General features: G+C 43.4%; 9 protein-coding genes. All 9 read left to right on the top strand.

The window, feature by feature from the left end; translation table 11 throughout:
• The first annotated feature begins 9 nt into the window (after nt 1-9).
• The 9 genes from MR764_RS18120 (at nt 10) to MR764_RS18080 (ending at nt 12,538) form a co-directional block, all read left to right on the top strand.
• Nucleotides 10-3,111, top strand: coding sequence for an efflux RND transporter permease subunit (locus MR764_RS18120; RefSeq protein ID WP_247980868.1), 3,102 nt, complete (start codon nt 10-12; stop codon nt 3,109-3,111).
• Nucleotides 3,108-4,286 carry a TolC family protein gene (locus MR764_RS18115; protein ID WP_247980867.1) on the top strand — a complete coding sequence of 393 codons (1,179 nt, stop codon included), beginning with the start codon at nt 3,108-3,110 and terminating at the stop codon, nt 4,284-4,286. Before MR764_RS18120 ends, MR764_RS18115 begins: the two co-directional genes overlap by 4 nt.
• A 221-nt stretch (nt 4,287-4,507) precedes the next feature.
• Nucleotides 4,508-4,984: a hypothetical protein gene (locus MR764_RS18110; RefSeq protein WP_247980866.1), complete on the top strand. Its 477-nt coding sequence runs from the start codon at nt 4,508-4,510 to the stop codon at nt 4,982-4,984.
• A 102-nt stretch (nt 4,985-5,086) separates the two neighbouring features.
• Nucleotides 5,087-7,291, top strand: a complete 2,205-nt coding sequence (locus tag MR764_RS18105; protein WP_247980865.1) for a TonB-dependent receptor — start codon at nt 5,087-5,089, stop codon at nt 7,289-7,291.
• 85 nt (nt 7,292-7,376) lie between these two features.
• The gene (locus MR764_RS18100; protein ID WP_247980864.1) at nt 7,377-7,748 is read left to right on the top strand and encodes a heavy-metal-associated domain-containing protein; all 372 of its coding nucleotides are present in this window, start codon (nt 7,377-7,379) and stop codon (nt 7,746-7,748) included.
• 151 nt (nt 7,749-7,899) lie between these two features.
• A complete protein-coding gene (locus MR764_RS18095; protein ID WP_247980863.1) occupies nt 7,900-9,246 on the top strand; it encodes an alpha-L-fucosidase in 1,347 nt (448 codons plus the stop codon).
• 325 nt (nt 9,247-9,571) lie between these two features.
• Entirely contained in the window at nt 9,572-10,468 is an 897-nt protein-coding gene (locus MR764_RS18090) for a LamG domain-containing protein (RefSeq protein WP_247980862.1), read from the top strand.
• A gap of 89 nt (nt 10,469-10,557) precedes the next feature.
• Nucleotides 10,558-11,442 (top strand): transglutaminase-like domain-containing protein, encoded by an 885-nt coding sequence (locus tag MR764_RS18085; RefSeq protein ID WP_247980861.1) that lies wholly within the window; start codon nt 10,558-10,560, stop codon nt 11,440-11,442.
• Nucleotides 11,443-11,551: 109 nt separating this feature from the next.
• The gene (locus MR764_RS18080; RefSeq protein WP_247980860.1) at nt 11,552-12,538 is read left to right on the top strand and encodes a hypothetical protein; all 987 of its coding nucleotides are present in this window, start codon (nt 11,552-11,554) and stop codon (nt 12,536-12,538) included.
• The last annotated feature ends 161 nt before the right edge of the window (nt 12,539-12,699 follow it).

Raw genomic sequence — 12,699 nt, 5'->3', positions numbered from 1 at the left:
CAGGAAGTTATGTTGAATAATATCATTCGATTTTCACTTAATAATAAATACTTCATCCTGTTTTGCTCGGTGGCACTGATTGTGGTGGGAACCCGCACGGCCTCCCGAATGGATGTGGATGTTTTCCCCGACCTGACTGCGCCTACTGTGGTGGTAATGACCGATGCGCACGGAATGGCTTCTGAAGAAGTAGAGAGACTGGTAACTTTTCCCATTGAAACAGCCGTAAACGGCGCTACCGATGTGCGTCGTGTGCGTTCCACTTCGGCCTACGGGTTTTCATTTGTATGGGTTGAATTCGATTGGGGAACCGATGTTTTTAAAGCCCGGCAGATTGTTAGCGAGAAACTGATCAGCGTGTCGTCGCAAATGCCCTTAGGCGTTGGGCAACCCATGCTTGCCCCGCAATCGAGCGTAATGGGTGAGATTTTCTTTATCGGGATGCAGGCCGACAGCACCAGTATGATGGATCTTCGCACCATTGCCGAATGGAACGTAAAACCATTGGTTCTGTCAACCGGCGGCGTTTCGCAGGTTACAATCATAGGAGGTGATTACAAACAATACCAGGTGCTGGCCGATCCTTATAAAATGGGATTTTTTGGTGTTTCAATGACTGAACTGGCAGAAGTTTGTCAGTCGTTGAGCCGCAATTCTACCGGAAGTGTGGTCCGCCAGTTTGGGAATGAGTACGTAGTTCGCGGGATCGGAAGAACCTCTGACTTAGAGACACTGGCTAATTCCTATATCAAATCAAACGATGGTAAGCCGGTACGCGTGCGCGATGTGGCAGAAGTTAAAATTGGAAGTGCTGTAAAAATGGGATACGCCTCTGAAAATGCAAAACCGGCGGTGATTATTTCGATCTCCAAACAGCCTAATATCAACACGATCGATGTTACCAACCGGATACAGGCAAACCTGGAACTTTTGCAAAAAACATTGCCTGCTGATGTAAAACTGGATACCGGAATTTTTCGTCAGGCTGATTTTATTGAGACTTCGGTAAACAATGTACAAAAGGCCTTGATTGAAGGCAGTATCCTGGTGGTGATCATTTTATTTCTTTTCCTCGGAAGTTTCAGAACCACACTGATTTCATTGCTGGCAATTCCGTTGTCTTTGCTCGGAGCCATTGTTGTCATGAAATTACTGGGCCAGAACATCAATACCATGAGTTTGGGAGGAATGGCCATCGCTATCGGTTCGCTGGTTGATGATGCCATTATTGATGTGGAAAACGTCTACAAACGACTGCGGCAAAATCAGCAATTGCCCGAATTAAAAAGACATTCGGCATTTGACGTGGTTTTTGAAGCATCGAAAGAGATTCGTTCTTCCATTCTGAATGCAACATTGATTATCATGGTGGCCTTTTTACCTCTTTTTTCCCTGACGGGAATGGAAGGACGTATGTTGAAGCCTCTCGGGATTTCGTTTATCGTATCGCTTTTTGTCTCGTTGATTGTAGCCATGACCTTGACACCCTTGTTGTCGAAAATGCTGCTTACCAACGAAAAGTATCTGAAGAGAAACGAAAGGGAAAAATGGCTGGTAAGAAAACTTTCGGCCGCCTACGAAAAGGCGCTGAACTGGGCGCTGTATCACAAGCGAGTGATTGTCTTTTCAACGCTGGCAGTGTTAGCGCTGGCAATTATCACTTTATCAGGACTCGGACGCAGCTTCTTACCTGCCTTTAATGAAGGTTCTTTGACAATATCAGTGATTACCAAACCGGGAACTTCGCTGGACGAAAGCAATAAAATCGGCAACCTGGTGGAAGCGGAATTATTGTCGGTACCCGAAATTACTCACACGGCACGAAGAACAGGAAGGGGAGAACTCGATGAACATTCGCAGACTACTAATAGTGCCGAAATCGATGTGAAATTTACTCTTGATAAACGCGGCTCTGAGGAATTTCTGGAAGATGTTCGGGATAAACTGGCACATGTTCCGGGTATTGCGTTCACCGTTGGGCAGCCACTCGGGCACCGCATCGACCACATGCTTTCAGGAACGCGTGCAAATATTGCGATCAAGCTGTTTGGGACTGATCTCAATCGAATGTTCGCCATCGGAAATCAGGTAAAAGCGGCCATTGCTGATGTTGACGGGTTGGTGGATGTAAATGTCGATCAGCAGGTGGAAATTCCACAGATTCAGATCCGCCCGAACCGTGATATGCTGGCTGAATATGGGATTTCGCTCGAACAATTCAACCAGTTTGTGGATGTTGCTTTTGGTGGCGAAAAACAAGCCGATATTTACGAAGGGCAACGCAGTTTCGATCTGATTTTGCGGTTGAACAAGAACTTTACAGAAAGCATTGATGGAATAAAAGCAGCTTTAATTGATACTGAAGACGGCAAAAAAGTTCCGCTCGAACAAGTTGCCGATGTGGTTTCGGTGGCTGGTCCCAGCTCCATTTCACGCGAGAATGTTCAGCGTAAAATAGTAATCTCGGCTAACGTTGCAGGACGGGATTTACGCGGTGTGGTAAACGATATCCAAACCAACATTGAGCAGGAAATTGACTTGCCTGAAGGTTACAGAATCGAATACGGCGGGCAGTTTGAAAGCGAAGCGTCGGCATCACGCACTTTAATGCTGACCTCGATCATTGCAGTGTTACTGATTTTTTTCCTGCTTTTCCAGGAATTTAAAGACTTTAAACTGGCAGGAATTATTTTGCTGAATCTGCCGCTGGCATTGATTGGCGGCGTGTTTTCCATCTATTTTACTTCCGGAATCCTGAGTATACCGGCAATTATTGGTTTTATTACCTTGTTTGGAATTGCCACGCGAAACGGCATTCTTTTGATTTCCAATTATCATAAACTGGATACCGGTATCGATACATTGAAAGAAACTGTTATCAAAGGTTCTTCCGATCGCTTGAATGCCATTTTAATGACAGCGCTCACTGCAGCATTGGCTTTAATTCCGCTGGCATTGAACGGAAATGTCTCCGGAAATGAAATTCAAAGTCCAATGGCAAAAGTGATTCTTGGCGGATTACTTACGTCCACCATGCTGAATATTTTCCTGGTGCCAATTGTGTATTTTGAATTAAGAAAACGTGGAATCATCAAAAACGAAAAAGAATGAAGCGAGTAATAATATATTTTCTGGCATTTTTCTGGATAACTGTATATGCTGGTGCGCAAACAAGCATTGAGCAGGTACTGCGCGAAGTGGAGCAAAATAACACTACGCTGGTAGCTTTAAAACGAAGAGTGGATGCTGAGACGATTGGGAATAAAACCAATCTGTCGTTACCCAATCCCGAAGTGGAATTTAATTACTTATTCGGGAGTCCGTCTTCCATAGGCAACCGCACGGATATCAGCGTTACCCAGGGTTTTGATTTTCCTACGGTTTACAGTCGCAAAAGCGATCTTTCGAATTTAAGGAACGAACAGGTTTTACTGGAATACGAACGACTGCAAAAGGATTTGTTTTTGCATACCCGCCAGGTTTGTAATCAGTTGATATATCTGAATTCGATTTTGAAAGAATACTCGGAACGAATTGAAAATGCGCAGCGAATGGTTACACTTTTTCAAACCAAATTTGAAAGCGGCGAAGCCAATATTCTGGATTACAACAAAGCCCGTTTGGGTTTGCTTGATCTGACTAAAAAAGCGGAAGCGGTGCAGGTGACCAGGGAAGAGCAATTGGCAGAATTAACCCGTTTGAATGGAGGAAAGGAAATTGAGTTCACACTTGCTGAATTTCCGTCAATTCTCATTCCGAACGATTTTGAAAACTGGTATACACAGGCCGAACAAAAAAATCCGGTTTTGGCATGGCTGAAACTGGAAACCGAAGTAGGTCGTCAAAACGAAAAGTTGAATTCTGCCCTCGCTTTGCCCAAATTTCAGGCCGGATACATGAGTGAAAAAGTGGTAGGTGAGCATTTCCAGGGGCTTACTGTGGGTGTTTCAGTACCCTTGTGGGAGAGTAAAAATAAAGTGAAAGAGGCGCGTGCACAAACCCAGGTGGCCCAGGCAGTGGAATACGACAATAAACTCAGGTTCTATAACTCGCTGAAAGCTTTGCATGCAAAAGCTCTTCAACTGCAAAACAGTTTGAATGATTATCAAAAGGAGTTGAACCTTTGCAATAATACGGGACTTGCAGCCAAAGCGCTGGAAGCAGGGGAAATTTCGATGATCGATTACATTATGGAACTGTCGGTATATTACGAGAGTTTCAACAATATGATTGAAATTCAAAAAGAACTTCACCAAACCCAGGCGGAACTGATGCAATACGAATAGTATTTGAATTTCTGTTAGCACATTCGCAGGTAGTTTTGACTTGCGTAGCTAAAAGAAGTTAAACATCTTTGACGAAATGAGATTCCCTGCCAGCTTGGCTGCGGAGAGTCTCATTTTGATGAAAGCCGGACAAGAATATAAAATAGCCTTTAACAAGATGTTAACAACTTCAATTTAACCTTTAGTGTTATATTTGCAGGGTGAATGTTTTCAGAAACATAATGATTGTAGTCCTTTCGTCGATATTTCTGTTATCGTCGTCGGGCTATGTGATCTATTCCAGTACATGTTTGTGTTCGGGAGAGAATTACACCAGTGTTTTTGTTCGCCCGGAAACCTGTGAAACCAGTTTTCATAAGCATCACGAACATGATACAGCTGGAGAAGAGCATGCATGTTCTGCCGGAGAATGTCACGAATGTAATACTTCAGGTGAACAACATAATGATTGTGGTTGCGATTCACCAGAGGTTTACTTTTTTCAGTTAAAGGACAATGTGATCAGCGAACGGAGCAAATTTATTGTTTCAACACCGCAGCTCCTTCATGTATTCACAGCAGATGTTCCCAAAGCCTTGCTTTCGGATACCGAAGCGCCTGAAAATGAATTTGAAATTCATTCACCGCCATTAAAAGTCACATCTTCGTTCGACTTTTTAATCAGCATTCAGCAAATTAAAATCCCTTCATTGGCTTAAGATCGTTTAATGTCCGGCTTTTGGCCGGCTACTGTATTAATCAATTCTAAACGGTTGAAATAACGCTTTTTGCGTTTTATTTCGGCTGCAATATCTTAAACAATGAAACAATATTTATTATTTATCTTAATGATACTACCGGGCCTTTCTTTTTCCGATGAAATAAAAGGAAAAGTATATGCCAAAGAGGGTAGTGACACACAACCGCTTCCCGGGGTAAATATTTACTGGGAAGGAAGCACCAAGGGAACCACTTCAGCAGCTGACGGTAGCTTTTCCATCAGCCAGAAAAACGAACAGCACATGCTGGTATTTAGTTTTGTGGGGTTCGAAAAGAAAGTGGTTCATGTGCACGAAATGGCAGCGCTCGAAGTGGTGCTTGAACCCAATCTGGAAATCGAAGAAGTGAAAGTGGTGAAAAAGAACCGCGGAACTTATTTGTCTACGATCAACCCGATTCAGGTTGAAAATATCAGCGGGGCTGAGCTGCACAAAGCGGCCTGCTGTAACCTGGCCGAGAGTTTCGAAACCAATCCGTCGGTGGATATGAGCTACAGCGATGCGATTACCGGTGCTAGGCAAATTAAGTTGCTGGGTCTCGACGGAACCTATTCGCTGATGCAAATCGAGAATATGCCCAACCTGCGCGGATTGGCAACGACCTTTGGGCTGACCTACATTCCCGGGCCATGGATGGAATCGATCCAGGTTTCGAAAGGTGCCGCTTCTGTAGTGAATGGTTACGATGCCATTGCCGGGCAAATTAATGCAGAACTTAAAAAGCCCGATTCGGATGAAAAGCTTTTTCTAAACCTGTTTGGCAACATTGATGGCCGACTGGAATTCAACGGAAACGGAAATATTAAAGTAAAAGGCGATACGCTAACCACCGGAATTTTCGTTCACGGGCACGACCTTTCAAAACGGAACGACCATAACCACGATGGGTTTCTGGATGAGCCGATGTCTAAGATGTTCCAGGTAGGAAACCGCTGGAAATACAACAACCAGAAAGGATATATGGCGCAGGCTTATTTGAATATTCTTACGGAAGAACGCCTTGGAGGACAGAAAGACGTGGAATGGAACATGGAACCATCAATCAGCAATCCTTACGGAGTGAATATCAAAAACGACCGGATTGATGCCTTTTTTAAATCGGGATATACCTTTAACAGAGGTAAATCGGCCGTGGCATGGTTGTCGAATTTCTCGCGTCACGAGACAGAGTCGTTTTATGGTTTGACACATTACGATGCCGATGAAACCCGTTTTTATGCCAATGCAGTTCTTACCCAGGATTTGGATGAGTACGCACTCCACGTGTTGAACGCCGGTGCCAGTTTTGTGTACGACGATTTCAATGAGGCGATTTATGACCAGAACATCAAACGTACCGAAAAAGTACCCGGGTTATTTGCCGAATATACATTTAAACCGAATCCGAATCTGACATTGATGGCCGGATTACGCACCGATTTTCATAACCTGTTCGGCACCTTTGTAACGCCGCGTATGCATTTCCGTTATCATTTTGCTGAACATTTTACGGTTCGTACCAGCGCGGGGAAAGGCTATAGAACGGCCAACGTACTTTCAGAAAATGTTTACCTTTTGTCAGGGTCGCGGCCCTTGCAATGGACCGAAGATGCCCTGCAGGAAGAAGCCTGGAATTATGGTTTTGCCTTTATTCAGAATTATACACTGCTTGGACGGGAGCTAACGCTGAATGCCGAATTCTTCAGGACGAATTTTGATACACAGTTAATTGTGGACCGTGAAACATCGGCTGATTTCGTAAAGCTGATGCCTTTAAACGGAACTTCGTTTGCCAACAGTTTACAGTTTGATTTGCGCTGGCAACCCATTGAACGGTTGGACATGCTGCTCGCATACCGCATCAACAACATCAAACAAACCATTGGTGGTAATTTGGTGGATAAACCGCTGTCGAACGATTACAAAGGATTAATCAACCTGAATTATACCACCCGCCTGAAAAAATGGATGTTTGATTATACGGCTCAGTTTAACGGCGGTGGCCGTATCCCTACTTATCCGGGAGAAGCAAATACCGGTGCACTTACGTTCGATCCTTACATTGTGATGAATGCGCAGGTCACCAAGTATTTCAGGTACTGGAGCGTTTACCTCGGATCGGAAAACCTGACTGACTTTACTCAGCACCATCCGATTCAGGGAGCCGATGATCCTTTCGGACCCAATTTCGATGCCACCAAAGTGTGGGGACCGGTTATGGGACGTAAGATTTATTTAGGATTACGATTTAATTTGAATTATGAATAAGAAGCTACGAGATGTGAGCCACGAGCTTCGAGCGGTTCTTGCCCGTAGCCCGCAGCTATAAACTCGCAGCTAAAAAACAAAAAAAATGAAAAAACTAGTATTGATGACCGTTGTACTGCTGATTGGTATCGTTTCCAATCCGTTGTACGCGCAGAAAGAAGGCAACAAAGTGGTTTGTTTTAAAAGCAACATGGACTGCTCGCATTGTGAAAAAACACTTTCGGAATACCTGAAATTTGAAAAAGGGGTGAAAAACCTGAAAGTGGACCACGTTTCGAATACCATTCGGGTGGAGTACAAGGACGGAAAAAACACCGACGAAGCGTTGGCAAAAGCAGTGGAGAAAAAAGGCTACAAAGCCGAAAAAATTAGTACCGAAGCTTACGATAAAATAGTGGCGCATGTCAAGGAAGCTGGTCACGAACATGAGCACGAACAACATAAGGAGCGGGAATAGCAGGGAAGAGATGTTGGTATCGAAAAGGATTTCGTCAGTTGGAGGATGAAATCCTTTTTTCGTTTTTAATCAGCTATTTGATCATCCGGATTGGTTTTATGTTTATTTTTATTCCGATGACAATCAAAACGATAAACCAAAACCGACTACCATGAAACTACAACTAACAACAGATAAATTTCGCTTCGCAATCCTCTGTACGCTGTTGTGCTTTTTATTGACGACAGTAGTTTACGCACAGGAAGAGCCTCCGTTAAATCTCAATAAACCAGAAAGGGAACAATGGTTTACCGACCTTGGGTTCGGGATGTTTATTCATTGGAGCATGGATGTGCAATTGGGGATGGTCATCAGTCACAGTATGGTAGGTGCCTCCGGGGAGTATCTCGACAGGTACATTAATGAACTTCCGAAGACCTTTAATCCGGTAGACTTTGACGCCAAAAAGTGGGTGAGTGCGGCCAAACTTGCCGGTATGAAATACCTGGTTTTTACCACTAAACACCATAATGGTTATTGTATGTTCAAAACCAAAACAACCGATTTTGGGATTATGACCAGCCCTTACGGAAAAGATATTACAAAGATGTTTGTGGATGCTTGTCGTGAAGCAGGTATTGCCGTCGGGTTGTATTTCTCACCCGACGATTTTTATTTTCTTCATCAACAGGGAACGCTTATTTCGAGGGTTAGAAACGAGGCGCTTGCCAGCAGTAATCCGGAGTTAAATGTGTATGTGAAAGAGCAAATGAGGGAGCTCATGACTCAATACGGCAAAATTGACATTGTGTTTTTAGACGGTATGGAGCAGTTTGCAAAAACGGAGTTGGCAAAGGTGTGTTGGGAAATCAATCCGGATGTGGTGGTTACTCGTGGCGCCATCAATACACCGGAACAGGAAACGCCTGAAAGCCCGATCCCGTCACCGTGGGAAGCCTGTTATACGCTTGGTGATCAATGGCAATACCGCCCTACAAACGAAAATTACAAAACAGCCAAAGATGCCATTCTCAAATTGATTGAGATAAGGGCAAAAGGTGGCAACTTGTTGTTAAACTTCGGCCCTGATGCTTTAGGTAATTTTCCGCCTGAACAACTGGGAATTCTGAATGAAATTTCGTTGTGGATGTTTATTAATCAGGAAGCTTTTAATCAAACCATACCAAACAAAATCATCCGGGAAGACAATATTTGGTTTTTAACAACGAAAGACAGGAAAACAGCTTACCTGTTTATTGACGAGGACGAATGGAGACATGGCGAACGTAAGGCATTTACCATTAAAGCTTTTAACGCAACCGATAAAAGCCAGATAGCTGTGTTGGGGCACAACGGAAAGGTTTTGGAGTACAACAAGGATGCAAATCCTGCTCCAAATGTTAAGCAGACGAGCAACGGGATGGAGATATCGGTTACACGGTCACAAAGAATCTACAACGACCGTAAATGGAATAATCCGGTTGTCGTTAAAGTAACCGAAGTGGATGTTAATGAATAAAATTCGCGATCTGGTGGTTTGCGTTGGAATTTGGCGCATTTCGGATAAAATTATTTTATGAAAAAGTATTCGATTTTTGCCTGAACTTTTTAATCCCGGAGGAATTGAATGTCTGTAAAAAGCACATGCCGGTTAACAGGTTCGACTCCGGCCGGAGTCGTATCGCAGCAGGTGGCGTATTGGTGCTATAAACATTCGAATCCTCCGGATTCTGCTTCGATAGATCAATTATTTCGTTAAATTCAACTTCTGTAATATTCGATTGCCGGTATTTTGAAAAACGAAATAGCTGGTTTAAATTAATATGAAACATAAGAGGAAACCTATGACCAGCAAACCAATCATAAGCCTGTTTATTCTTTTCGCTCTCGTGTTTTTAGTATCAACCTTGGGTGCACAGGAAGATTATAAAAATCCGAACAAAACCTTAATCAAACAATTGACATCCACTGACGGATTTGTTGCCTTGTGGCAATTCAATGAAAAGCCCGGAAAAGCCCGAAAAGCAGTAGGGAAGGGGAAATTTCTTTTAGCGGAAGGAAACGGTCCGGTTGAACGGATAGCTGAAGGTCCAGTTTCCGGATATTCGATTCAACTTGACGGTGATAATTTTTTGCGGCTTTCGAACGCCAAAACCGCCGAATTAAATATTTACGGTAAAAACCAGGGAGTAACGGTTGTGGCCTGGGTAAAATGGACCGGCGAACAAACCGGTTTTGTGGGAGGCATGTGGAACGAGTATCAGGACGGCGGGAAACGGCAATACGGCTTGTTTGTGTCGCTGCCATATTACAACGGAGCCAACCAGGTTTGCGGCCATATCTCAAAAACAGGCAGACCCACGTCGCCGTTTCCCTATTCTATCGATTATTCGGCCAGTAAACAAACCGTTCCTGCCAATCAGTGGTGTGTGATTGCTTTTACCTACGATGGCGAATACATAAAATCGTTTCTGAATGGAAAGTTTGAAGCACGTGAGCCCGAATTGATCGATCATACCAAAGGCTTTGACGGTTATCCTGACGGGATCATCCAACGTAAAAATCCGTATCATTTTCCCGACGGGATGGGAAACAACGGATCGGACTTTACGGTAGGCGCCGTATTGCTTAAACGCGGTATGGGAAATTTCTTTAAAGGGCAGATAGGAGGATTAGCGGTTTTTAATCGTGCCCTAAATGAAAAGGAAATTATTATGTTTGCAAATAAAGGCAGGGAATGAGTTTTTAATTACGTTTTGCCATTTTTCTGCTTTTTTAAAAGACTGTAACATACTTATATACCAACGTATAATTCATAACCGACTAACCGATGAAAAGTAAACTTTTTGGAATCCTGTTGATTGGCCTTATTTCCGGGGCTTGTGCTCCGCTTGCCCGAATGCTGAATTATAGCCCGTCAGCCAAAGTAAAGAAGATCTCATTTTCGGATGACGCTCTCAACCCGAAATACACTTTCTTTTATTCTGACACTTTAAATAACAGTTATTTGCGGGAGTTACGTCAATCATACGAGATTGATAGACTGGCGGCATCGTACGATAGCGAAATCGATAAAATAAAAGCTGTTCTAAACTGGTCGGCCACGCAATGGGAACACAATGGCAGCAATTCTCCGTCTAATCCTGATGCTTTGACGATCCTGAAAGAAGCAAGAAATGGCAGACAGTTCAGGTGTGTGGAGTACGGGATTCTGGCATCGTCTTGCCTGAACAGCATAGGAATTCCGGCCCGTGTACTTGGACTTAAAACGAGAGATGTTGAAAAGGTGAGAATGGGAGCAGGACATGTGGTTACTGAGGCTTATTCGCAGCAATACAACAAGTGGATCTTCATGGATCCGCAAATGAATATGATGCCTCTGCTTCATGGGATTCCTTTAAATGCAGTTGAATTCCAGGAGGCAATTATCAGCAATCGCGAAAGTATTGAAATGGTGAATATGGATGGTAATGTTTCGCCTGAAGATTCACAAGCGTATATAGATTGGATCGGAAAATACCTGTTTTATTTCGATGTGTTGTTTGATCAGCAAATTAAGCACGAAACTGATTATAAAAGCATCGACGGCAAAACAAAACTGATGCTGGTTCCGTTGGGAGAAAAGGAACCTACAGTTTTTCAGCGCAGTAATAAAATCAATTATTGTTTTTATACACATTCGCTAAAAGACTTCTATCAAAAGCCTAAAGTGTAAACCATAACAAATCTGATTGCAAAATATGGTGAAGAAGAGAATTTTATTACTTCAATTTTCATGGATGGTTTTAATCATCCAGTTACTGGTATCTTGCAATCAGAAAAAAATGGCTTCAATAAATCCGGTAGCGCCTGAGGTAATGCAAAGCGTTTACGAGGAAATAAAAACGCCCTACAAATACGGGATCGTTCTTCAGCACCCTTATACCGCGAAAATGATTGATTCCCCCACCATTTTCAGGGAGAATGACCGCTGGTACATGACCTACATTGTTTTTGACGGACAGGGCTACGAAACCTGGCTGGCTGAGAGCTCCGATTTGCTTCATTGGGATGTGAAAGGGAAGTTACTTTCTTTTTCGGAAGGTGCCTGGGATGCCAATCAAAAAGCGGGTTATCTGTCGTTGGTAAACACCGATTGGGGTGGCGATTATTCTGCCGGAAAATTCCGGAATAAATACTGGATGACATACTTGGGGGGTAGCACAGACGGTTATGAAGCCGGAGTGCTAAAAATCGGGATTGCAAGTTCTGATACGCTGACCAAAGCCTGTGAATGGGAAACCAACAGCAGTCCGGTGTTATCGCCCGAAGATGAAGATGCCCGTTGGTTTGAGAATAAAACCATTTATAAAAGCCTCGTAATTCGCGATACTACTTTAAAAACAGGTTATCCGTTTGTAATGTATTATAATGCCAAAGGCGGTTCCGGCAATTTCGAAAGCATTGGAATGGCTGTTTCTGACGATCTTTTAAACTGGAAACGTTTCGGCAACGATCCGGTTATTACACGCAGAGCCGGAATTTGTGGCGATGCGCAAATCGCCAAATACAACGATCTTTACATCATGTTCTATTTTGGCGCTTTTTGGAAACCCGGCGCCTTTGAGCGTTTTGCCTGTTCGTACGATCTGATCAACTGGACAGACTGGGAGGGCGAGGACTTGGTGGCTCCGTCGGAAGATTACGACGCCCAATATGCCCATAAACCCTGGGTGATAAAGTGGAACGGAGTGGTATACCATTTTTACAATGCGGTGGGTGATAGCGGCCGGGTAATTGCGCTGGCAACATCGAAAGAGTTAAGAAAATAAACGCGCTGAACAGGCGTTGATATAGAAGTTAATCCACTAGTGGGTATTAAAAATTAATAGACGTTCTTTGAAATTCTTTGTTAGTCGTACTTGTAGCGATTTTTGATAGCGTGACGATTTGAATTGAAAATACGGATTTTTGCATGCAAACAAGCAATTAT

The sequence above is a fragment of the Maribellus sp. YY47 genome (assembly GCF_023111095.1).
Lineage (GTDB): Bacteria > Bacteroidota > Bacteroidia > Bacteroidales > Prolixibacteraceae > Draconibacterium.
Note: the sequence above shows the minus strand (reverse complement) of the source record. Positions and strands in the feature narration are given on the sequence as shown.

Excerpts from the sequence above, each read along its gene's own strand:
- MR764_RS18080 (WP_247980860.1), top strand. The coding sequence starts at position 11,552 with ATGGCTTCAATAAATCCGGTAGCGCCTGAGGTAATGCAAAGCGTTTAC.
- MR764_RS18105 (WP_247980865.1), top strand. The coding sequence starts at position 5,087 with ATGAAACAATATTTATTATTTATCTTAATGATACTACCGGGCCTTTCT.
- MR764_RS18100 (WP_247980864.1), top strand. The coding sequence starts at position 7,377 with ATGAAAAAACTAGTATTGATGACCGTTGTACTGCTGATTGGTATCGTT.
- MR764_RS18110 (WP_247980866.1), top strand. The coding sequence starts at position 4,508 with ATGATTGTAGTCCTTTCGTCGATATTTCTGTTATCGTCGTCGGGCTAT.
- MR764_RS18085 (WP_247980861.1), top strand. The coding sequence starts at position 10,558 with ATGAAAAGTAAACTTTTTGGAATCCTGTTGATTGGCCTTATTTCCGGG.
- MR764_RS18115 (WP_247980867.1), top strand. The coding sequence starts at position 3,108 with ATGAAGCGAGTAATAATATATTTTCTGGCATTTTTCTGGATAACTGTA.
- MR764_RS18120 (WP_247980868.1), top strand. The coding sequence starts at position 10 with ATGTTGAATAATATCATTCGATTTTCACTTAATAATAAATACTTCATC.
- MR764_RS18090 (WP_247980862.1), top strand. The coding sequence starts at position 9,572 with ATGACCAGCAAACCAATCATAAGCCTGTTTATTCTTTTCGCTCTCGTG.
- MR764_RS18095 (WP_247980863.1), top strand. The coding sequence starts at position 7,900 with ATGAAACTACAACTAACAACAGATAAATTTCGCTTCGCAATCCTCTGT.